This is a genomic window from Mesobacillus persicus, from assembly GCF_900109925.1.
GTDB lineage: Bacteria > Bacillota > Bacilli > Bacillales > Cytobacillaceae > Mesobacillus_B > Mesobacillus_B persicus.
Window position 1 is genome coordinate 25,844 of the sequence record NZ_FOBW01000020.1, and the last position, 22,311, is coordinate 48,154.

General features: G+C 41.2%; 20 protein-coding genes. 1 reads left to right on the plus strand and 19 read right to left on the minus strand.

Features of this window, described 5'->3' with window-relative positions:
- Positions 1-16 precede the first annotated feature (16 nt).
- The 12 genes from BMX30_RS20355 to BMX30_RS20410 form a co-directional block, all read right to left on the minus strand.
- On the minus strand, positions 17-1,213 hold the full coding sequence (locus BMX30_RS20355; protein ID WP_090749782.1) for a thiolase family protein: 1,197 nt from the start codon (positions 1,211-1,213) through the stop codon (positions 17-19).
- An 18-nt stretch (positions 1,214-1,231) separates the two neighbouring features.
- Complete coding sequence (locus BMX30_RS20360) at positions 1,232-2,386, minus strand: acyl-CoA dehydrogenase family protein (RefSeq protein WP_090749784.1); 1,155 nt, start codon at positions 2,384-2,386, stop codon at positions 1,232-1,234.
- An 11-nt stretch (positions 2,387-2,397) separates the two neighbouring features.
- The gene (locus BMX30_RS20365; RefSeq protein ID WP_090749786.1) at positions 2,398-3,246 is read right to left on the minus strand and encodes a 3-hydroxyacyl-CoA dehydrogenase family protein; all 849 of its coding nucleotides are present in this window, start codon (positions 3,244-3,246) and stop codon (positions 2,398-2,400) included.
- 58 nt (positions 3,247-3,304) lie between these two features.
- Positions 3,305-4,282: an electron transfer flavoprotein subunit alpha/FixB family protein gene (locus BMX30_RS20370; RefSeq protein ID WP_090749788.1), complete on the minus strand. Its 978-nt coding sequence runs from the start codon at positions 4,280-4,282 to the stop codon at positions 3,305-3,307.
- 16 nt (positions 4,283-4,298) lie between these two features.
- Positions 4,299-5,072, minus strand: coding sequence for an electron transfer flavoprotein subunit beta/FixA family protein (locus BMX30_RS20375; protein ID WP_090749790.1), 774 nt, complete (start codon positions 5,070-5,072; stop codon positions 4,299-4,301).
- Between the two features lie 11 nt (positions 5,073-5,083).
- The gene (locus BMX30_RS20380) at positions 5,084-5,965 is read right to left on the minus strand and encodes a 3-hydroxyacyl-CoA dehydrogenase family protein (RefSeq protein ID WP_090749792.1); all 882 of its coding nucleotides are present in this window, start codon (positions 5,963-5,965) and stop codon (positions 5,084-5,086) included.
- On the minus strand, positions 5,955-7,577 hold the full coding sequence (locus BMX30_RS20385) for a long-chain-fatty-acid--CoA ligase (RefSeq protein WP_090749794.1): 1,623 nt from the start codon (positions 7,575-7,577) through the stop codon (positions 5,955-5,957). Before BMX30_RS20385 ends, BMX30_RS20380 begins: the two co-directional genes overlap by 11 nt.
- A 26-nt stretch (positions 7,578-7,603) precedes the next feature.
- Positions 7,604-8,752, minus strand: a complete 1,149-nt coding sequence (locus BMX30_RS20390; protein WP_090749796.1) for an acyl-CoA dehydrogenase family protein — start codon at positions 8,750-8,752, stop codon at positions 7,604-7,606.
- Between the two features lie 326 nt (positions 8,753-9,078).
- Complete coding sequence (locus BMX30_RS20395) at positions 9,079-10,752, minus strand: sigma-54 interaction domain-containing protein (RefSeq protein WP_090749798.1); 1,674 nt, start codon at positions 10,750-10,752, stop codon at positions 9,079-9,081.
- A gap of 49 nt (positions 10,753-10,801) precedes the next feature.
- Positions 10,802-12,211 carry an MFS transporter gene (locus BMX30_RS20400; RefSeq protein ID WP_170843959.1) on the minus strand — a complete coding sequence of 470 codons (1,410 nt, stop codon included), beginning with the start codon at positions 12,209-12,211 and terminating at the stop codon, positions 10,802-10,804.
- Positions 12,212-12,377: 166 nt separating this feature from the next.
- The gene (locus BMX30_RS20405; protein WP_090749802.1) at positions 12,378-12,701 is read right to left on the minus strand and encodes a DUF3870 domain-containing protein; all 324 of its coding nucleotides are present in this window, start codon (positions 12,699-12,701) and stop codon (positions 12,378-12,380) included.
- 73 nt (positions 12,702-12,774) lie between these two features.
- Positions 12,775-13,986, minus strand: a complete 1,212-nt coding sequence (locus BMX30_RS20410; RefSeq protein WP_090749804.1) for an acyl-CoA dehydrogenase family protein — start codon at positions 13,984-13,986, stop codon at positions 12,775-12,777.
- 608 nt (positions 13,987-14,594) lie between these two features.
- On the opposite strand from BMX30_RS20410, the gene BMX30_RS20415 reads away from it, so the two are divergent.
- A complete protein-coding gene (locus BMX30_RS20415) occupies positions 14,595-15,092 on the plus strand; it encodes a DUF4367 domain-containing protein (protein ID WP_090749806.1) in 498 nt (165 codons plus the stop codon).
- A 139-nt stretch (positions 15,093-15,231) separates the two neighbouring features.
- On the opposite strand, the gene BMX30_RS20420 is transcribed toward BMX30_RS20415, so the two are convergent.
- The 7 genes from BMX30_RS20420 to BMX30_RS20450 all read right to left on the minus strand — a co-directional run bounded on the left by BMX30_RS20420 (position 15,232) and on the right by BMX30_RS20450 (position 22,305).
- Positions 15,232-16,845 (minus strand): acyl-CoA dehydrogenase family protein, encoded by a 1,614-nt coding sequence (locus tag BMX30_RS20420; protein ID WP_090749808.1) that lies wholly within the window; start codon positions 16,843-16,845, stop codon positions 15,232-15,234.
- Between the two features lie 92 nt (positions 16,846-16,937).
- Positions 16,938-17,312 (minus strand): DUF488 domain-containing protein, encoded by a 375-nt coding sequence (locus BMX30_RS20425; RefSeq protein ID WP_090749810.1) that lies wholly within the window; start codon positions 17,310-17,312, stop codon positions 16,938-16,940.
- A 56-nt stretch (positions 17,313-17,368) separates the two neighbouring features.
- Positions 17,369-17,941: an MEDS domain-containing protein gene (locus BMX30_RS20430; RefSeq protein ID WP_090749812.1), complete on the minus strand. Its 573-nt coding sequence runs from the start codon at positions 17,939-17,941 to the stop codon at positions 17,369-17,371.
- 597 nt (positions 17,942-18,538) lie between these two features.
- Positions 18,539-18,850, minus strand: a complete 312-nt coding sequence (locus tag BMX30_RS20435; RefSeq protein WP_090749814.1) for a YbjQ family protein — start codon at positions 18,848-18,850, stop codon at positions 18,539-18,541.
- Positions 18,851-19,024: 174 nt separating this feature from the next.
- A complete protein-coding gene (locus tag BMX30_RS20440) occupies positions 19,025-20,377 on the minus strand; it encodes an aspartate aminotransferase family protein (protein WP_090749815.1) in 1,353 nt (450 codons plus the stop codon).
- 194 nt (positions 20,378-20,571) lie between these two features.
- Positions 20,572-20,814 (minus strand): hypothetical protein, encoded by a 243-nt coding sequence (locus BMX30_RS20445; RefSeq protein WP_090749816.1) that lies wholly within the window; start codon positions 20,812-20,814, stop codon positions 20,572-20,574.
- An 18-nt stretch (positions 20,815-20,832) separates the two neighbouring features.
- Positions 20,833-22,305, minus strand: a complete 1,473-nt coding sequence (locus BMX30_RS20450) for an NCS1 family transporter (RefSeq protein WP_090749817.1) — start codon at positions 22,303-22,305, stop codon at positions 20,833-20,835.
- Between the last annotated feature and the right edge of the window lie 6 nt (positions 22,306-22,311).

Consider the following 22,311-nt stretch of genomic DNA (forward strand, 5'->3'; position numbering starts at 1 on the left):
CGCTCACAACTCCTCATCACTCAATAATATTTTCAATCAAAATTGCCATTCCTTGGCCACCACCGACACAAAGTGTCGCAATTCCATATCGCTGTTTACGTCGCTTTAATTCATACAATAAAGTTGTTACGATTCGAGCACCAGTGGCTCCAACCGGATGCCCAAGGGCAATTGCGCCACCATTAACATTGACTTTTTCTTGATCAAGGCCAAGTTCACGAATCACCGCTAAAGCTTGGGATGCAAAGGCTTCATTCAACTCAAATAAATCAATTTCTTCAATGCTTTTACCAGTACGTTCAAGCAACTTTTTCACAGCAGGAACTGGACCAATTCCCATAATTTCTGGTGATACCCCAACAGCTGCCCAATCGACGATTCGAGCTAACGGTTTTACCCCTTTTGCTTCGGCTGTTTCCGCTGTCATTAACACAACTGCAGCGGCACCATCATTACGGCCACATGCGTTACCAGCTGTTACGCTTCCACCTTTTCTGAATGCAGGCTTTAAGGTAGCTAGCTTTTCAATCGTCGTATCCGGGCGCGGGTGCTCATCCGTATCCACAACAGTTGAACCTTTTTTTGTTTTAACCTCAAACGGAGCAATTTCTTCCTTAAACTTCCCTTCCTCGATGGCCAAGCTTGCTCGACGCTGACTTTCAATTGCAAACGCATCCTGGTCTTCGCGAGAAACCTGATATTTCTCGGCTACATTTTCTGCGGTTATCCCCATTCCAAGGCTATCACCGTAAATCTCTTTTGGCTGCTGCCCCGCTTCTGTATTAGAATCGACTAGATGGGTCCGGTCGCCACCAAACCTTGATCCGCGAAGATAAATGGGTGAACAACTCATGCTTTCTGTTCCACCTGCAACAACAACCTCCGCTTGACCTGATTGGATTTGTTGAACACCTGAGGCGATTGCCTGCATCCCCGAAGCACACAGTCGATTAATCGTAAACGCAGGAACAGTTTCAGGAATTCCCGCTCTTAAAGCTGCAACCCTCGCGACATTCGATGATTCCGTGCTCTGTCTTACCTCTCCTAAAATCACTTCGTTCACTTGATCACTCGAAATGTTCGCACGATTTACCGCTTCCTTGACAACGTGGCTCGCTAAAAACCCCGAGTTGATCTCCTTAAATGAGCCTCCGTAACGACCGATTGGTGTACGGACCGCACTAACGATGACAATGTTATCCTTATTGACCATAAATCCTGCTCCCCTCTATTAATCTAATTTATATTCCTTCTTCAATTGACCAGCGATAATATTCTTTTGAATCTCAGACGTTCCTTCATAAATCCTCGTAATCCGCGCATCCCGGAAGAAACGCTCAATCGGATAATCTGAAATATAGCCAATACCTCCATGCACCTGAACAGCTTTATCGGCTACGCGGTTATAAACCTCAGAACCGTATAACTTTAACATCGCTGCCTCTTTGATCACTTTCATTCCTTGGTCCACCATCCAAGCAACACGGTAAGTAAACGAACGCAGAGCTTCAATTTCCATCGCCATTTCAGCTAACATATGGCCAACTGCCTGGTGGTCAATGATTGGGACCCCAAATTGGACCCGTTCATTTGCATAAGTCGCCGACATATCAAGCAGCTTTTGGCATGAACCTAAATTCCTTGCTGCCAAACCAGCGCGACCATTGGCAAGGATTTTAAGGGCGTTGACATAACCTTGGCCCTCTACCCCTAGGACGTTTTCAACTGGAACCTCACAATCTTCCATAATTACTTCGGCCGAGTGTGACCCTCTTAACCCCATTTTCCGCTCAACAGCACCGACTTGGAAACCAGGAAAATCTTTTTCAATGATAAAAGAAGTAATCCCTTTTGACCCCTTCGATGGATCAGTTACAGCCATCACGGTAAAAACATCCGCCTCGGTCGCATTTGTAATATAATGCTTCGTTCCATTTAAAATATATTTATCGCCTTTTTTCACGGCAGTTGTTTTCAAATTCGTCGCATTTGATCCCGCTGCTGGTTCAGTTAAGGCAAACGCTCCAATCTTTTCCCCGGCAGCCATATCAGGGAGATATTTACGCTTTTGTGCTTCATTGCCCATTTCAACAATACCGACAGTCCCAATTCCTGTATGGGCACCTATTAATGTCGTGAAACCGTTATGAGTTGCGCCAATCTCTTCATAAAGGGCACATTTGCCGACCATTCCGATCCCAAGGCCACCATATTCCTCTGGAATGCTTAAGCCAAACAAGCCCATTTCCTTGGACATATCGATAATTTTCTGTGGAATTTTATTTTCTTCTTCGATTTGCATCGCGACTGCTTCTACTTCCGTCTGAACGAAGTCACGGACACCTTTTTTCAAAAATTCAATATCCTCGTCTAAGCGAAAATCCATTATACATCCCCCTATTCACTATAGTTATAGAATCCTCTGCCACTCTTTTTCCCTAGCCACCCAGCCTTTACGTATTTAACAAGGATTGGACATGGTCGGTATTTCTCGCCTAATGTTTTGTGAAGATATTCCATATTTCGAAGTCGAGTATCAAGTCCGACTAAATCAGCCAACTCTAGAGGACCCATTGGATGGTTAAGCCCAAGCTTCATCGCCTTATCGATGTCTTCAACGCTTCCGACGCCTTCCATTACCATGTTCATCGCTTCATTCCCGATTAAACAGTTCATGCGGCTCACAGCGAATCCTGGGTATTCATTGATTTTCACACACTCTTTCCCAAGTGTCTTTCCAAATTCAAAGCTCTTTTGAATCGTTTCTTCTGAGGTTTCTAGACCACAAATCACTTCGATTAATTTCATCTTTGGAACAGGATTAAAGAAATGTAGGGCAATACATTGACTTGGTCTGTTCGTTTGCGCCGCAATTTCAGTTGGGCTCATCGTCGAAGTATTCGTCGCTAAGATGGCATGGGGCGGAGCAAACTGATCCAGTTGCTTAAAGATCTCGATTTTTAAATCCATTAGTTCTAAAACTGCCTCAATAACTAGATCTGCCTCCTCGGCAGCTTCTTCTATGCTTGTTGTATATTGGATACGTTCTCTCGCAGCATCAGCTTCCTCTACCGTCAATAGCCCCTTATCAACTGAACGTCCCAATTGTTTTTCAATATAGGTACGGCAGGTTTCTAATGAGCTTTCAGATATATCCTGAACCACGGTCAGAAATTCTGATGTCGCACAAGAGAACGCAATTCCTCGTCCCATCGTTCCAGACCCGATGACACTCACCTTTTCCATGTAAATCCCCCTTCTGATAAGCGGAATTAAGCCCCCGCCTAAACGGGGACTCTTCTTTTTATGCCTTTACTAGTAAACTTTTAAACTCTTCAACTAACAGTGGTACCACTTCAAATAAATCTCCAACAATCCCGTAGTCCGCTACTTTGAAAATATTCGCTTCAGGATCTTTATTAATTGCAACGATGACCTTTGAGTTAGACATACCCGCAAGATGCTGGATGGCTCCGGAAATTCCACAAGCGATATAGAGGTCTGGTGTAACCACCTTCCCTGTCTGCCCGATTTGTAGCGAGTAATCACAATACTCGGCGTCGCATGCTCCACGCGAGGCACCGACAGCTCCGCCTAGTAGATTAGCAAGCTCTTGTAGGGGTTCAAATCCTTCTTCACTCTTGACGCCACGCCCTCCAGCAACAATGACCTTTGCTTCAGAAAGATCCACTCCTTGAGTCGCTTTTTTCGCTACTTCCCGTACAATTGTGCGCAGGTCTTTGATTTCAGCAGAGACTTCCGAAACCTCACCGGTACGTGAAGCATCTTTTTCTAATGGTGGAATGTTATTCGGACGAATCGTCGCAAAAATAACACCATCGGTAACAATTTTCTTTTCAAATGCTTTACCCGAATAGATTGGACGGGTAAAGACAACGTTTCCGCCCTCAACCTCTACGTTCACAGCGTCAGAAACAAGACCACAGCCTAGTTTGCTTGCAATTTTAGGAGATAAATCTTTTCCAAGGGCTGTATGACCAAAAAGAATTGCTTCTGGATTTTCTTGTTCCACAACTGCTAACAAGGCTTGTGCATATCCGTCAGACGTATAGCCAGCTAATTTCTCGTCTTCAACAACGACAGCCCGGTCTGCACCCGCAACAATCATTTCTTGAGCTAAATCTTTAACAGCAGACCCTAGAAGGACAGCAACAACTTCTCCGTCTTCTGCAATTTTTCTTGCGGCTGCTACTCCCTCAAAAGATACGTTCCTTAATGCTCCATCACGTACTTCACCTAAAACTGTAACTTTTTTCCCCATTATACTTTATCCCCCTTTAAATAACTTTTGCTTCTTTATGAAGTAGGTTCACAAGTTCTTTTACCTGTGCATCAAGCTCTCCTTCAAGAACACGACCTGCTTCTTTTGTTGGTGGAAGGAAGATTTCGACCACCTTTGTTTTTGCTTCAACATCGTCTTCATCAAGATCCAAATCATCTAGCTCTAACTCTTCAAGTGGCTTTTTCTTTGCCTTCATAATCCCAGGAAGGGAAGGGTAACGTGGTTCATTCAACCCTTGTTGTGCAGTTACGAGTACTGGTAACTTCGTTTCAATCGTTTCAGAGTCCCCTTCCACATCGCGCACAACTGTAACTGTTTCTCCTGAGATTTCTAGATTTGTAATCGTTGTTACGTATGGAATATCTAATAGATCGGCAACACGCGGTCCAACTTGACCACTGCCACTATCAATCGCGACGTTTCCAGCGAGAATGATGTCTGCTTCTTTGTCCTTTAGGTATTCGGCTAGAATTTTAGCGGTCGTGAATTGGTCTCCTGATTCGAGATCGTCTTCTGTATTGATTAATACCGCTTTGTCCGCGCCCATCGCTAAAGCTGTGCGGAGTTGTTTTTCTGCTTCTTCATTGCCAACCGTTACGACCGTTACTTCACCGCCATGGTTATCGCGAAGTTGGATCGCTTCTTCGACCGCATACTCGTCATAAGGATTGATAATAAATTCAGCGCCCTCTTCATTGATTGCACCTTTGGCGATTGTAATTTTTTCTTCTGTATCAAATGTCCTTTTTAATAAAACAAAAATGTTCATCTTTTTTCCTCCTAAACTTTTGCTGGTGCAGAATCGTACGTATAGAATCCTTTGCCTGTTTTTCTCCCAAGCTCGCCTTTTTCAACCTTTTCTTGAACGATTTTAGCTGGCTTATCTTTCTCATCTCCAGATTCTTGATACCGTTGCATGCGAACAAGATAATTGACATCAATTCCAGTTAAATCCATTAATGCAAATGGTCCAATCGGGTGATTAAGCGCTTTTTTACAAACGATATCAATGTCTTCATGACTAGCAATGCCGTTTTCAAGTAAATACACCGCTTCATCCATTAGTTTTCCGAGAATCCGGTTGGCTACAAATCCGGAAATCTCTTTGTTTAGTAAAACCGGATACTTATCGATTGATTTGACAAACGCCATTGCCATTTCCGCCGTTTCTGCCGATGTATGTGGTCCACGAACGACTTCAACTAATTCCATCACAAGAGCCGGGTTAAAAAAGTGGACATTGCAGACTTGCTCTGGTCGATTCGTCGCATCCGCAAGCTTCGAGCTAACAATGGTCGAGCTATTTGTTGCAAGAATCGCATGCTTCGGTGTAAACCGATCAAGCTTTTCAAATAGGTCTCTTTTAATCTCCAATTTCTCTACAATAGCCTCAATCACAAAATCCGTCTGTTTTAAATCCTCTAAAGCGGTGGTAAACCTAATTTTTTCAAACGCGGCACAGACTTCTTCTCGAGTTAATCGCCCTTTTTGGACCCTTTTCTCCATTTGCTCATCGAGAATTTTCCTTCCATTTACTAGACTTTCGGCGCTCACGTCTTGAAGCACAACCGAGTAGCCCGCCATTGCACAAACCATCGCAATCTGCGCACCCATTGTACCCGCGCCGATTACAGCGACTTCATTTATGTTCTCAATCGGCATTTTTATTTGCCTCCTTCTCTAATTCTTCTTTTACAAGCAGGCGTTTTAGTAGTTTACCGACTGTATTCCTTGGTAAAGACTCTCTGATTTCAAATGACTTTGGAACCTTATAAGGGGTTAATTTCGAATAGCAATAACCCTTTAGCTCATCTAAGTCAATTTGACTTCCCTTTTTCGGAACGACATATGCCTTAACGATTTCACCATGCTTCTCGTGAGGTATTCCTGCTACCGCAGCCTCTTGGATGTCAGGATATTCATATAAGACACCTTCAATTTCTTGAGGGTAAATATTAAAACCGCCAACAATAATCATTTCCTTTTTCCGGCCAACGATATAGAAATAACCATCATCATCCATCATCGCAAGGTCACCCGTATGAAGCCAACCATTCTGTAAGCTAGCTTTCGTCTCTTCCTCGTTTCTCCAGTACCCTTTCATTACTTGAGGTCCTTTAATTAATAATTCACCAACTGATTTCGTGCCCAATTCATTTCCCTGATCGTCGATAATTTTACAATCTGTATCTGGCATTGGAATCCCGATACTTCCAACCTTTCTTGCTGCAAACGGCGGATTTCTGTGTGTTGTTGGTGACGCTTCTGATAATCCAAATCCTTCACCAATACTTGCTCCTGTCAACTCTTCAAACCGCTTTAACACTTCAACAGGAAGAGGTGCCGATCCAGACGTACAAGTTTTAAAGGAGTCTAAGCCGTATTCCTTGACCTTTGGATGGTGAAGAAAAGCAATATACATTTGCGGAACGCCCGGAAAGAAAGTAGGTTGATATTTTTTAATTTTCTCCAACACATCAGTCACATCGAACTTTCGAATCAAGAGAAGCCTAGCTCCGATATAGATACCTAGATTCATCCCGCTCGTCATCGCGTAAACATGGTATAAAGGCGTTGCGGCAAGAACGGTTTCTTCCCCTTTAACCATAATGTCCCCATACATTGCATGGCTTTGAACTACATTGGATACAAGATTATAGTGGGTTAGCATTGCGCCTTTCATTTTTCCAGTTGTACCACCCGTGTACTGAATAACAGCAACATCTTCATGAACATCCAATCTTGCGCACTCCTTTAAAGGAGTGGAAAACAAGATTAGCTCATCCAAACTCTTAAACTCGTTGGAACCCCAAGACTCAATTTGGGAACCGACTAGGTATTTGAACCCATATATCTCATGCACTTCTTCAATCGTCTTCCGTGCTACAGGGTCCCCAACTATATAGGAAACAGTAGAATCATTGACAATTTGTAATAGCTCCCGAGGTGTGTACATTGGGTTGATTTGAACAACAGTTAGCCCCAACGCTTGAGTCGCATAATAGCAAATGACATAATCTGGGTGGTTAGCAAGCATCAATCCGATCCGTTCGCCCTTTTGAAAACCGAGTTGCTTCCAAGCTCCAGCAAGAAGGTCTACCTGTTCCTTTAACTGACGATAACTTGTTTTTTCGTCATCATAAATGATTGCGGTCTTATCGCCGTAATCCGCTACGGCTTGTTCAAGCATCTGATAAAGCGAAATCTCAGGAATCATTAGATTATTTATTTCTTTGTAATATTTCGTCCAAGGCCGATTTTCTACATTTTGCAATCGCTTCCACCTCACTTAAAAATAGTTTAATTCTCTTCTAAAACTCGTCTTGCGATGATTAATCGTTGAATCTCATTTGTTCCTTCATAAATCTTCGTAATCCGTGCATCACGGTAAAAACGTTCGACTGGATAATCAGAAACATAGCCCATACCACCATGAATTTGAACAGCCTTATCTGCCACACGGTTGAATACTTCAGAGGCGAATAATTTTGCCATGGAAGCCTCTTTAATAACCGTTTTGCCTTCATCAATCATATTGGCCGCTTTTAACGTCAGCATTCTAGCTGCTTCCGTTTCCGTTGCCATATCGGCTAGCATCCATTGAATCGCTTGGTTATCAGCAATAGGCTTACCGAACTGAACTCTTTCCTTTGCATAGGACGCTGATAATTCAATTAATTTATCGCAGGAACCAACTGCACGTGCTGCAAGTCCTACACGCCCTTCACCGAGAATCTTCAGCGCGTTCATATAGCCCATACCAACTTCACCAATGACGTTTTCCTCAGGTACGATACAATCTTCAAAAATCAGTTGAGCAGTATAGGAACCTCTCAATCCCATTTTTTTATCTTTCTTGCCAATAGTAAAACCCGGGAAATCCTTTTCAACTAAAAATGCTGTAATCCCACCTTTTGCACCTTTCGCCTTGTCTGTTAAAGCAAAAACAGTAAACACATCAGCAACAGGAGCATTTGTAATAAAATGCTTCGTGCCATTTAAGATCCAATTGTTGCCCACTTTTTCCGCACGAGTAGCCAAATTCGTCGCATCTGAGCCAGCTCCTGGTTCAGAAAGGGCAAATGCACCGATTTTGCGTCCAGCTGCCATATCCGGTAAGTATTTTTGTTTTAAATAATCTGAAGCTAGCTTAACTAGGCCTGTGCTGCCAATCCCCGTATGTGCACTTATGAGACTGACAAAGCCATTATGAGTCCGACCCAATTGTTCTAAGACGACAGCTTTCCCGACTGCATTTAAACCAATCCCACCGTATTCCTCTGGAATGCTGATTCCAAACAAACCTAGATCCTTCGCTTGTTCAACTAAATGCTGAGGTAGCATGTCCTCATCTTCAATTTGTTGTGAATAAGGGTCAACTTCCTTGTCAGCAAAGTTTTTAACCATTTGCTTCATTTGTTCAATTTCCTGTGGCAAAGTTACAAACATGGCAGATTGCCTCCTTTAATTTTATCTATCAGTTATTAATGCAAGATGCGTGCCAATATTAAAAAGCCATCTATATCAACAATGCCAAGCGAAGCAGTAGAAGGTTTGATTCATTTTTGAATTTTTTTGGAGTGAATTTTATGAGAAAACACGTTTTAACATAGGATTCACTATTGAATCAAATAATTCACATTTGAATCGCACAAACATCAGGGTCAAACAACTGTGGTTTTTCAAAATCCTGATATCATGAAAAAAACCACTTTTACAAAAAAAGTGGGTTTCCCTGCTAACCTATTAGGTTCTCTACTCAAAACGAGTATTATTTAAAATCTTAAATTATATTTTTTCAATTTCCTTACAATCGTGGGTTGACTACTATTTAGGGCTTCTGCGATCTCGTATGTGGTTGTATATTTTTTTATCGCTAAGCGCAGTATTCTTTCTTCGGCAAGTTCTGTTGCTTCTTTTAATGTCATCATCTCATTTACCTCTACAGCCAACGCTTTTGTGGGTCGGTACTCAGCAGGAAGATGATCAATGGTTAACAGATCATCCTCCGTTACAAGAACGATTCTTTCAATTAAATTAGCTAGTTCTCGGACGTTACCAGGCCATTGGTATTGATAAAAAAATTCATTAAGACTAGAGGTCGCTTGTTTTTGCTTTTGATATTTTGTATTCATCACTTCCAAATAGGAATCAACAAGCGGAAGAATATCATCTTTTCGATCTGCAAGGCGCGGGAGCGAAATAGGCACGACATTTAACCTGTAAAATAAGTCTTCACGAAAATCTCCTATTGCGACCATCTCTTTTAAATTCCGATTGGTTGCTGCAATCACTCGGACATTCAATTTAATTGGCTTTGTCCCGCCAATCCTTTGAACTTCCATTTCCTGTAGAACTCGAAGTAATTTCACCTGGAGCGAAACCGGAAGCTCACCCACTTCATCGAGGAATAAGACTCCATTATTGGCAAGCTCAAACATCCCTGGCTTCCCCTTAGCGTTCGCTCCCGTAAACGCTCCACCTTCGTACCCGAACAATTCAGATTCGAGTAAATCAGGTGGGATTGCGCCACAATTCAATTTAATAAAGTCTCCAGTCTTCTTACGTTCACTATTCTCATAGATAAACCGTGCTAATACATCCTTACCGGTTCCCGTTTCACCTAGAATCAGCACTGTCGCATCCACATTGGCAACCCTTAACGCCGTATCGTAAATTTTTTTCATCTCTGGACTGCGCACAATTACCCCATTCGGACGAATCATCTTTCCTCTGAGCCGCTCGATTTCCTTTTTAAAATGATCATTCAATTGATTGGCTTTTTTCAGCGCGGATTGAAGCTCATTCAATTCGGACAAATCCCGAATATTGGTGACGATACTTTCAATTTCCCCTTTTTCGTTCATAACCGGGTTCCCGGTCAACAAGGTTTCTCTACCTAAGTGATTCTCTTGAACGAGAGACACCGGGCGCTTTTTCTCTAAAACTCGATGGGTGACCGATTTTTGTAAAATTCCTCTCTTCATTAATTGATCGACATTTTTCCCGATATAGTATTCTTTCGGAATTCCAGTTAATCTTTCAATTGCCGAATTGGTTTTAACGGTTATTCCGTTTTTATCCGTAATATAAATGCCGTCATACGAATTTTCAATGATTGCATCGAGCTCGCGGTTTACCCGTTTAGCTTCTTCAAGCTCCTCTACAAGTGAGATCAATTCAGAGGAAAAAGTACCAATATAAACAAGTTCATCTGAGGAAGGCAAATGTTCATTTAAGAAAATGCAGTTTTTCCCCTGGAAACTAGCGTAGATAATCTTTCCACTACGCAATTCTTCCCAGCGGTCAAAAACATGGGATATCTTTTTATTCGTTACGTCTGTTAGTTGAATATGTTGCAGCAAAACATCATTGCAATACCGAATGGACCCGTCAGACGAAGCAATGAAATAAGAGAATGGAAGTTTATCGGTCAGTACGGCTTGCATGGTAATCACCTCGGAAAACGTTTCTATATTTATATATTCTTTGATTATCTTATAATCCCTTTTTCACTTCGTGAAATGGAATATTTTTCGAGCGCTGTTTCTTGTTAAGAGTGTAATATAAAACCCCTGCAACCACAGCAATGAAACATAGAACTAAATAGGTTTGACTAAATTCATTCCCACTATGATGCCAAAAAGGATTAAGGGCTTTAGATAATACAAACTGGTCGAGTACCATGCCAGATACGGTTACACCAAAGGCACCACCTATATATTGGCAAAGCTGTAGCGTGCCGATGGCTGTGTTCGCCTGGTCAGGAGGCAAGTGTTCCGAAATTATATTAGGGACTCCAGTGGTAATACAAACAAAACCAGAGCTGCCAATAATAAACGCTATTAACACAATGACGATGGATTGGTACCCGAATGCCGAAAAGCTGAAAGTAGCTAGAAACAAACAGCTAATCCCAGCAAGAATGACTTTCATTGCCCCGAATCGGTCAACGGCCCTACCAATTAAATTAGAAGCAAGCGACGAGAGGATCGCTGCTGGAAATAAAATCAAACCTAGTTTTGCTACATTGGTTATATGAAAGATTTCAACCAACAGTAGAGGCGTTACAAACATGATGGCAAAATTAATGAAGAAGGTTATAAAGACAATTCCAAACAAGTAGGCAATTGTACGATTTTTTAATGTATCTGGTTGAATAAACGGTGTTTCCGCTTTTTCAATATGCTTCCAGAACAGCCATAGACAGAGAATTCCTGGGATGAAGAGACCATTTTTAGTCGCTAGTAATAACAACAGGGAGACAATGCCTCCAACTAACCAAAGAAGACCAAGTACATCCATCTTGTTGCCATAACTAGCCTCTCGTGGGAGCAGATATTGATAAACAGGAATGGTTAGAATCGCTAGGATCGAAATCGCAAATAAATTTTCCCATCCTGTATATTCTGTTATGACGCCGCCCAACAATGGCCCTAATCCAAACCCCAAGGTAACTGCAGCTGCTACCCTTGCCATGGCAGCCCCTCTACGGTAAAAAGGAATGTATCTTGTTGTAATAATAATTCCCAAAGCTGAGATGCTTGACGCTCCTGCTGCTTGAATCACTCTAGCTAGGACCAGCAAATAAAAGGCATTTGAAAACATTCCAAGCAAAGAACCAACAGCAAGGCACAGCATGCCAAAGGTTAGTAAATTTTTTAATTGAAAACTGTTTGAAAGTTTACTATAAAGGACGGCACTAATGGCGAATACCGTGGAATAGCTACTGACAATAAGTGAAGAGGCTCCCGGTGACAAGTTAAAATCATCGGCAATAGAAGGTAAAGCTACATTAAACATCGAGGTGTTCACAACAACAATCAATGTATTTAAGAAGATAGCACTATATAGCAAGTATTCATGTTTTATTTGGAGGTTCTCCTCCTGATGCTCTTTCCTCAACAAAAGGATTTCCTCCCTTTTATGTTTGTTAAAACACAGGATTTTAACAACAGTCCTAACGATAACAGCCTTTTTTAAAACAACCATGCATCTACTAAAGACCCAGTAGCTTTCAGTCCTATGTTCGGACCAATCGCTGCTGGGTCTTTTAGATGATGGACTACCAACACTATACTTGAGCCTTTTGCTTTATTTGTTGAAATTGATAATGTAGATCAGCTAGTGCAGCGGTAATGGCATTTGTTGCTTTTCCATAGTAGTTCTGCTTGACTGCTTCAACAATTTCATCTACACCATGAAGGATACTATAGCCCCTTAATAATCTACCAATATAGTCACGACCATGTTCAGTTGCGAGTGTACATGAAGCTTCAAGGATAACCCCGAACTTTTTTTCAATTTCCACCGTTATCGTTAGAGTTTCATATACATTTTTTGCAGCCATTCCAGCCGGTAAGCGCGAATGACCAGCGATAAACATCGTTTCAACCATAACTTTTCACCTCAGCGAACATATTCGCCTTTGTGAAGATAGACTCCTGCTTTTCTTGTATTCTCGGAACCAATTAGTTTTTAACCGTTTCTTGCTCATATGGCCAAGCCGGAAGCGGGTTGCTAAGTGCTTTATCTTCCCTATAGCCAAGTAAGTACTCAGCCTGCATGACGGTATGAATTTCCCGCGTTCCTTCATAAATAACAGGCGCTTTACTGTTTCGTAAAAATCTTTCAACTGGGTACTCATTCGAGAACCCATATGCACCATGAATTTGAACTGCATCATTTGCTGCTTCATTGGCAAAATCACAAGCCTGCCACTTCGCTAGAGAAGTTTCACGAGTATTGCGCTTCCCTTCATTTTTTAAGCAGCCTGCACGGAAAACAAGTAGCCTTGACATCTGGTATCCAGCTTCCATTTTCGCAATCATCTGCTGTACCAATTGATGTTTCCCAATTTCCTTACCAAATGTTTTCCGTTCATGACAATATTTCACACTCTCTTCGATACAAGCACGAATCTGTCCAACAGCACCAGCCGCAACAGTAAATCTTCCATTATCTAGGGCAGACATCGCAATTTTAAAGCCTTCCCCTTCTTGACCAAGTAAGTTTTCCTTAGGTACTCGAACATTATCAAAGAAAAGTTCCCCGGTATTACCAGCACGAATCCCAAGCTTCCCTTTTATCGCCTTTGAGGAGAACCCAGGCATTGTCCGCTCAACGATAAAAGCAGATATCCCAGCATGTTTTTTGCTTTTATCCGTGTAAGCGAATACTAGGAAATGGTCAGCAAAATCACAAAGTGAAATCCATGTCTTCTGACCGTTCAGTATGTAGTGGTCGCCGTCTAGTACCGCCGAAGTTTGCATTGCGGCAACGTCAGAACCAGCATTGGGTTCCGTCAAACCGAAGGCTCCTACCTTTAATCCTTTCGCTTGCGGCACTAGGTACTTCTGCTTTTGTACTTCTGATCCCCATTGAAGTAGTGTCATGCTATTCAAGCCCGTATGTACGGAAACAGCAGTACGAAATGCCGTATCGCCACGCTCAAGTTCCTCACAAACAATCGCTAGCGTATTATAATCCATTCCACTCCCGCCGTACTCCTCAGGAATACAAACTCCCATTAGTCCCAGTTCCGCAAGTCGACCTAAAATCGAAGATTCAAAATGTCCCTTCTCATCCCATTCACGAATATAAGGGTTGATTTCTTTATCAACAAATTCCTTTACCATTTTTTGAACCGCTAATTGCTCATCACTTAAGTTAAAATCCAACATTTCTCCATCTCCTCTTTTTAAAGTTTTGCTCTGTTAACCGGGATGTTAATTTTACTCTAAGCTTTCGCTTTCCACGGGCGTGTAGGGAACCTAGTCCCGCCCTCTCGCAAGAGTCAAGTGCTTTCCGCACCAATCAAAGATTGGAAAGAAACAGAGCTTAAAAATAAAAGCCAGTTGCACAGAAAATGCAACCGGCTCTTGTCTGTGTTTTCAGACTAGACAGTCAAAAATCTAGTTACTTGGATTCAATAACACCTTTAGACCATTTACGGATCCTAAGAGGGCTAACTCTTTAGAAGTATTTGGCTATTAATAAAATTATACAATGAGGAATAAATAAGCGCAATATTATTTATTGAAAATTTAGAACATTATTTTAATATAGCATACTGCAAAGTTCATACAACCCTGGAACTTGCCCATCTACTTTTTCTTTATTAGCGAAGGCATCGCTGAGGGAAATGTTTGGTACGAACATATAGAGAACCAAGTGTCTGAATGGACCTTAATTAAGACATTGGTGAGGGTCACCTTGCATATACATTGGTAACGATGCAGAATTTTCGTTTGAGTGATTAGTCAACTTAAATATCTTGGAAGGAGGAATCATGAAACATTACTTCATCATTGGCTCTATTTTTATCGTTCTGGCCATTGGATCCCTTTTCCTCTTTACCAAACGAACAGCAGAGATTGAAACGATTCATTATAGTATGAATGAAATAGATGAAGCCTTGAAGGCATTGGAGTTTGATATTAAACTCCCAACCTATCTCCCTAGGGAGATGACAATGAAAGAAGCTACCATTAGCCTTGTCGACAAAAAGCAAATCATGATTGGATTTCGTTATTCTAACCTAGATAATACCTATAGTTACGAATTCTCTGCAACAAAAAGCAACGAATCATTAAAAGACATCGCTTCTAACAATCAGTACTGGCGTTGGACTGAAACAGAGGTGAATGAAAATAAGGCACTTATTGGAATAAATGAAAAGACAATGGATCTCAACATCGTCTTTAGAAAAGATAAAATATTATATCGGTTTTACACAAAGAAAATTGAAGAAAGCACCCTTTTAAAAATCGCCGCAAGTCTTGAATAAATCACGGTTGGCTGTGACCTTAGGGAGTTAGTCCATACCTAAGTACCGCTTTTAATTTAGATGAGCTATTGAGGGCGCAATGATGAGAAAAAGAGCTAGGGGAAATCCTAGCCTTTTTCTGTTTGCCGAGATATACTTCCTACACGATTTCCTGTAATGCTACTGATTGATATGCTTTAAAAAACGATTCGCAAAACGCATCCCACTCTTCAGCTGCCTCTATCGAAGCTTCACTCACCTCTCCTAGGACAGGCCTTTGAAGTAGGTCGGCCAACTGCATGGAAAATCGTTCAACTGTCTCTCTAGACGCTCCATCAAGGACATTTTTGACAAAGTCCTCAGCTGGATACCAATCGGCTACCCTTTGAAGGTCACGATAGATTTGCGTTAATAATAGATTCCGAGGACCTTCCCATTGTTCATTGACCACTATATCTCGGAAAATGCGCGGAAGTGACGAGAACTCTTCCATAACCCCATGGCCACCAAAGATAGAAATCGCTTCACGAAGAACCTCTGCCCCTTCCTTTGTTGTACCTATTTTTTGCAATAACACCAATTCTCTCAAATTGAATAATTGCTTCCTGGTCTCCAACGGTTGATCCGAGTTAATCCCTGGATTCAGTGGCTTTTCCAGCTCTAGGAAAAGATTATAAATCTTAAAAGCACCGGCGGTTGTCCGTTGAGCAGCATTTTCAATAGATTTTAACTTACTCGCTGATAGCGGATAGTCCTTAACCTTTTTACCAAAAACCGTCCGAAAATCACTGTAAAGGCTCGCTTCCCTAAAAGCACGAAGCATGAAACCTGCACAAGCAATTCCGATTTCAAGACGAGATAATGTGAGAACGATCCCTACTGCAACGGCAATTCCCCTATCCTTAGGGCCGATCGGATAGGCAATAGCCCCATTATATTGAAATTCACCTGTAGGTAATTCCGCAGTGCCCATTTTCCATTTGATTCGGTTAATCTCAAACCCATTCCGCTTTTCTTGTTCTTTGTTACCCGGTAGCCACGAAGGAACAATAAAGGTCGAGACTTTATCGGTACCAGAAATTTTAGCTGTTACCACCGCATAATCAGCATGTGCGACTGAGCAGAAAAATTTGTTTCCATATAAATGATAGCGCTTACCATTTGGGACAGCCTCTAAAAGATTGGCAGGAAGGTCAGATCCTCCCTGGATTTCAGACATAAACTGGGCACCGATAGCGAATTCACCAGCAATCCCTTCTTTGGTATGTAGGAGTATCTCTTGAAGTTCAGGCAAATCTTCATCAGGAAATTCATCGAGAAGAGCTATGAGTCCATGGGTACATGTTAGAGGACAGGTGATGCCTGCTTCTCCTAATTGATGAATTAACAAACGTTTCACAAAGCTTTCCCAAGGTTCCATTTTACTAGCAAACAGACCCTCACCAAAAACAAGTTGTTCTAGTTGAAGAGTCTCCATTGGTCGAACGACACGATCTATCCGTTTGTTAAACGCATCAAAGTGTAGCATGTAAGGGCGGTTCTCTGGGCGTGCTGCTTGTTCGGCCAATTTATTCATTTTTTTAGAAACCATCGGAGAAAACGCTATTAAAGCTTTTTCAACTTGGTCAAACCTCTCACTCGTATACTTTTGCACTACCTTTCGTAAAAAAACGTCATCCCGGTACCAGTCCAGGTTCTCTCTTTCCAATACAAACTTTTCAAATGTATAGGGATTTTCCCCTCGTGTTTTATTCTCTTGGGAAGCTAAGTTCATCGAATCATCACTCCCTTAATTATTGTATTGAATATTCAGAATTATTATAAAACTAGTCGTCCCTTATTGTCAACTTGAAGCAGAAAACATCATCAGTTTACCCCATTTAAACTATGCAGTAGTTCTTCTCTCAAAACTACAGCATGATTATGAACAGAATCCTTTGCCCCATAAAGAAGAGTAAGTTTTTGGGATTTTCCTAACTCTACTAATTCTATTATCTTCTCCCTTTTCCTTTCATCTGAACGCAACTCTTCAAGATACAAACGTTTGAACTCTTCGAATCGATCCGGCCTGTGACCAAACCATTTTCTAAGGTCGTTACTAGGGGAGATATCCTTTGCCCAACCATTCAGATTAGCTTTTGCTTTCGTTACCCCTCTTGGCCAAAAGCGGTCAACTAAGACGCGATATCCGTCCTCTTCGTTTAACACATCATATATCCTTTTCACGACTATATCAGGCATTTTTGTCACCTTTCTGTTTTTATTTTCTTACTAACAAAAAAAACTGCCGCAGGCAGCTAATCTTGATGATATAAGTTTGAAAGAACAATTTCGTTATTTACTAAAGCATATTTATGGCATTTCATCAATTTTGTTTCAAGTGATTCTGGTACTCTCTCCTTATCGTAGGCACACACTAGGTACATTCCTTGTTCAGTAACCACACGGTCTGCTTCGTTTTCAAACTCTTCTAAAATAGGAATGATTCCTTCCTGTTCACCCCATTCAACATGTGCCCAGATCCGAAATGGGATATTGTTTTCTATAAAGGGTTCTAAGGTTTTGCCAAGATGCTCGAATATGACTGCAGGTTGGAAACTACCACTTGAACAATAATAGTCAAAGTTATTAATAGTATGTATCGTTTTAAGTTGTTCTGCTGTTAAGACTTTAGCCAACTCTATTTTTATTTGTGGTAAAATCCTTTCACTTTCAATTACCAAAATACTGTCACCTTGTTCAACACCTGATTGAATGTACGCAACAAGATTGTTAATGTAGGCTTGTGAGTCGGTAATATTATAGTAGATATGTACACCTTTACTCTCTTCTTTTACCAGTTGGTTTAGCTCAGAAAAAGTCCCTTTCATTCTGTCCCTCCTAAGTCTATTCGAGGTAATGTAAAAAACCATTCGTATATTAGAAGGTTAGTTGTCTTTATTATGTAATTCTACTTTTTAGTACATCATACTTTTCTAAAAAATAGTAACAACTACGTTCATGTTCAAATCATTACCATATTCTAAATATTAACACAGAAAATAGATGACCACATATCATTTTTTTAGACCTTTTGATTGAACAAAATTGGTTGCAACTCTCCTCGATGAATTGCCATTTTTTCATGCGTGGACTTATTAAAGAATACAACAGGGCAAGGGAGATCCCACAGCGCATCTTATGAAGATGATTTTTTGCCAGGTTCACTCTCGGTTTCATCTTCGTCAGGCTTATGAAGATGATTTCTTGCCAGGTTCCTCCTTAATTTCATCATCAAGCGGCCTTATGAAGATAATTCATTCCTGGTTTCCCTCGGTTTCATCTTCATCAAGCGCCGATGAGGCTCCCTAGCACCTCCTACTTGAGCGGACAATCAACATACTGTTTTAACAGAGCCAATTCAAAAAAGATGCTCCATCTTAAAGCTTCTAGCAACCTGTCTTATGACCATATCAAACATGTAATGTTTACTCAATTACCACTGCCGTACCATATCCTATCAATTCTGATGTTCCTTGGCCTGCGGAAAGTTCAAACCTTACTGCTATTATTGCGTTACCCCCAGCTTGTTCCGCTTGTTGTATCAAGCGCTTTTTAACGGTTACTTTAGAATCCTCAAGCATTTCGGTATAGCTTTTCAGTTCACCACCAACAATGGACTTTAATCCTGAGAGGATGTCCTTGCCAATATTCCTCGATTGGACGATGCTACTCGTTACTAGCCCTTTAACCTCTATGACATTTTTGTTAGGAATTGTTTCCGTCGTGACCATAATCATGTTCATTCCTCCTTTCATATAGTTAAACTCCCCTCTATTATAAAATTTTTCAAGAAAAGAACATTTCCTTGTCCTAAGAAAGTTTTCTAAGATTCTCTCATGTATAAAGGCGAGTTATTTAAATGGAAGATAACTAGAAGGTGCCAGGCACCCTCCAGCTATCTTCCATCACACTCATGTTATTTTTGTTATTTCCTCGTTGATCGTTTGGATGATAAAGTGGATTTCTTCTCTCGAGATATTTAATGGTGGTGCTAGGGTCAACACATTATTATATCCAGCGACGGTAGCACCGTTTTTGCCAATGATGAGTCCTTTTTGTTTGCAACCACCAATCACTTGATTAACCAATTCAACCGCTAGTGGTTCTTTCGTTTTCTTATCACGGACAAGTTCAATTCCTACTAATAGTCCTTTTCCACGCACATCTCCAACAAATGGATGATCACATAGGGCAGTATTCAATCCTTGCCTTAAATATTCGCCCGATGACTTAGACTGAGAATATAGATTTTCAGTTTCCATGATTTCTAGGTTTTTTAATGCAAGTGCACAGGCAGCTGGATTCCCTCCAAATGTATTAACATGACGGAAATAATCGTATTCTTCCGTCCCTTTGAAGGCTTCATAGATTTCCTTCTTCACAGCCGTGGCCGATAATGGTAGATAAGCGCTTGTAATTCCTTTCGCCATTGTAATTACATCTGGTTTAACCCCGTAATTCATAAAGCCAAACGGTTCACCTGTCCGCCCGAAGCCACAGATTACCTCATCAACAATTAGCAAAGCTCCATGTTTTTCACAAACTTCCTTTACCCCTGCTAAATAAGCATCAGGAGGAATTAAAATCCCACCACCAGTGATAATCGGCTCCATTATAACACCAGCGATGGTTTCGCTTAATTCCCATGTCATCACATTGTCTATATCCTTAACAGATTGCAACTCCTCTGGTTTTGCTTCCTTTTCATCAGATGAACGATACAAATCAGGAGGCGCGACATGAATAAATCCTGGTGCCAATGGTTCATATTTATATTTTCGTTGCGCTTGGCCTGTTGCTGCTAAGGCCCCAATTGAATTTCCATGGTAACCCCGATACCTTGAGATAAATTTATAACGGTTAGCATCTCCCTTTTGCTGATGGTATTGCCTAACAATTTTAAAGGCCGTTTCATTGGCTTCCGAGCCACTATTGGAAAAGAAGATAACATACTCTTCCCCTAGCATTTCGTTTAACTTTTCAGCCAGCTCAATGGCAGGACGATGACTTTGAGTAAGGGGAAAATAAGCCATGTTTTTTAGCTGCTCGTAAGCAGCCTCTGCCAATTCTGTCCTCCCGTATCCAATATTTACACACCACAGCCCGGCCATTGCATCCAAATAACGTTTCCCACTTTGATCAACCACCCAAGCTCCCTCCGCCTTTTCAACCATCATGGTGGTGTCCGGACTGTAGGGCTTCATCGAATGCCAAAGGTAATCTTTATCTTTCTTCAAGAGGTCGGCATCTTTTCTAATCTCCATTTACTTACCCCCTAGACTAAAAATTGGCTGTGTACCCTTACTGTAATCGCTCATCCCAAAATGCTATTTGGATTTCACACAAACAATACAAGAAAAGACTGGCTAGCTCACTTACGCTTTACCAGTCCTTTCCATATTCATATTTAAGAAATCAAATGGCTAGAACCGTTCCGTGAGGGACATGAAAAACTATTCTAGCTTCCTTTCTCGCTAGGGCTGACCCCTATGGCTTGCCTTTGTTGTCTAATAAGTAAGATTGAAAAATATTTACGTCCATCGGGAGATAACACCCTTAAACTTTTACGATCCCCATTCCCTTTTTCAAATTCTACTGTTGCACCACTTAAATTCTCAATGATTGATTTGATTTTGTACCCTTTTCCAACCAAACCATCTATCTGCTCGCGTTCTTGTAAAAACTGTTTATAGTCCGACATCCTCTTGCTCCCCTTTTTTTAAATTCTTTCACTTACAGTCTCGGGAACAACGACTACCTCTTCCTCTACAGGAATCTTCCAATCACGTCCAACGGTAATTCCTAAATATTTTTCATCACTTGGATTCTCAATTTCAGCCTGCTTATATTTTGCAAACCACCAGTTTTTCGCTAAGAAATAGTAGACTACCGCACCGACTGCAAACCCAACGATTGAGGAGTATGTCGGAAGTAGATTTGCTGCAACACCACCGATGATCCAAGCGATCATACCAGCAAGGTTGAAACCACCTAAATACTTGTATTGGCCTTCCGTTTCATACAGTTCCTCTACATTGACCCGTCTCTTCCGTATAACATAATAATCAACAAAGAGAATTCCGACAATTGAAGACAAGATGCCACCAATGATAAGGAGTGCTGAATTTAAAACACCGAATAAGCTCCATGGCTGAGCTAGGATCCCTATAATTCCCGCAACGATAACCCCAACCCAAAACGGAACCTTTGGTCCACCTACATTCGAAAAAATCGTCGCTGCCGGAATGACATTCGCTGATGTATTCGTTGACCATTGTGCCAAAACAATCATTAATAAAAGAATTCCTAATATAAAACCACCAGCTGCTTCTTGAAGAGCGACAACAGGATCGGCATTTGAAACAGCTATATATGAAACTGCTCCGATAACAACCATAAAAGTATTAAAGATTGGCATAACAATCAAGCTACCAATAAGTTGTGTTTTATTTCGTTTAAACCAATTCCGTTCATGCTTTGGAGCTTTGAAAAATCTCGATAACGAAGGCATATCTGCAGCAAGTGTTGCCCAGAAGCCCATATTTGCCATTATGACAACCATGAATGCTGTAAACGCAGAGCCCCCTGCCACAGGCGTTTCCACCCATGACCAAATGTCTTTCCCTTGTGTTGCTGCTTTATCTGATAAAGTCACGTACATCCAACAAGAGATTAAGATGATAATTGGTGCTGCCAAGTCTGCAAAGCGTTCGATGGATTTAATCCCAAGGGATGTATTGAATAACTGTAACGCGGCAAAGATTAGAAAACAAACAAACCAATTATCAAACCCAAATAATAAATTCAATATTGCATTCATAGCCGTTGAACCAAAATAGGTATTAATACCAAACCAACATGAAGCCGTTACCCCACGGACCACAGAGGGTATATGGGTACCTATCGTACCAAATGGGGCCCTCATATAAACAGGAAAGGAAAGACCGTGTTCCACCCCAATGTCCCCAATGACGACCATGAAAATTCCAATTGCAACAGAACCGATAATCGTTGCTAGTATGACCATATCTAGCGGTAGATTGATAATACCGCCTCCACCAATGGCAAACGCTGCTAAAACAATAGCCATCCCAACCCAGATGACTGCAAATCCGAATGGTCCGATTTTTCGTTCACCGTGAGTAATCGGGAGTAAATCTGGTGATTTTAAATAATTGCTCGCTTTTTTCATAAAAAC

Coding starts and splice junctions, on each gene's coding strand:
- BMX30_RS20355 (WP_090749782.1), bottom strand. CDS start 1,213: ATGGTCAATAAGGATAACATTGTCATCGTTAGTGCGGTCCGTACACCA.
- BMX30_RS20360 (WP_090749784.1), bottom strand. CDS start 2,386: ATGGATTTTCGCTTAGACGAGGATATTGAATTTTTGAAAAAAGGTGTC.
- BMX30_RS20365 (WP_090749786.1), bottom strand. CDS start 3,246: ATGGAAAAGGTGAGTGTCATCGGGTCTGGAACGATGGGACGAGGAATT.
- BMX30_RS20370 (WP_090749788.1), bottom strand. CDS start 4,282: ATGGGGAAAAAAGTTACAGTTTTAGGTGAAGTACGTGATGGAGCATTA.
- BMX30_RS20375 (WP_090749790.1), bottom strand. CDS start 5,072: ATGAACATTTTTGTTTTATTAAAAAGGACATTTGATACAGAAGAAAAA.
- BMX30_RS20380 (WP_090749792.1), bottom strand. CDS start 5,965: ATGCCGATTGAGAACATAAATGAAGTCGCTGTAATCGGCGCGGGTACA.
- BMX30_RS20390 (WP_090749796.1), bottom strand. CDS start 8,752: ATGTTTGTAACTTTGCCACAGGAAATTGAACAAATGAAGCAAATGGTT.
- BMX30_RS20395 (WP_090749798.1), bottom strand. CDS start 10,752: ATGCAAGCCGTACTGACCGATAAACTTCCATTCTCTTATTTCATTGCT.
- BMX30_RS20405 (WP_090749802.1), bottom strand. CDS start 12,701: ATGGTTGAAACGATGTTTATCGCTGGTCATTCGCGCTTACCGGCTGGA.
- BMX30_RS20410 (WP_090749804.1), bottom strand. CDS start 13,986: ATGTTGGATTTTAACTTAAGTGATGAGCAATTAGCGGTTCAAAAAATG.
- BMX30_RS20415 (WP_090749806.1), top strand. CDS start 14,595: ATGAAACATTACTTCATCATTGGCTCTATTTTTATCGTTCTGGCCATT.
- BMX30_RS20420 (WP_090749808.1), bottom strand. CDS start 16,845: ATGAACTTAGCTTCCCAAGAGAATAAAACACGAGGGGAAAATCCCTAT.
- BMX30_RS20425 (WP_090749810.1), bottom strand. CDS start 17,312: ATGCCTGATATAGTCGTGAAAAGGATATATGATGTGTTAAACGAAGAG.
- BMX30_RS20430 (WP_090749812.1), bottom strand. CDS start 17,941: ATGAAAGGGACTTTTTCTGAGCTAAACCAACTGGTAAAAGAAGAGAGT.
- BMX30_RS20435 (WP_090749814.1), bottom strand. CDS start 18,850: ATGATTATGGTCACGACGGAAACAATTCCTAACAAAAATGTCATAGAG.
- BMX30_RS20440 (WP_090749815.1), bottom strand. CDS start 20,377: ATGGAGATTAGAAAAGATGCCGACCTCTTGAAGAAAGATAAAGATTAC.
- BMX30_RS20445 (WP_090749816.1), bottom strand. CDS start 20,814: ATGTCGGACTATAAACAGTTTTTACAAGAACGCGAGCAGATAGATGGT.
- BMX30_RS20450 (WP_090749817.1), bottom strand. CDS start 22,305: ATGAAAAAAGCGAGCAATTATTTAAAATCACCAGATTTACTCCCGATT.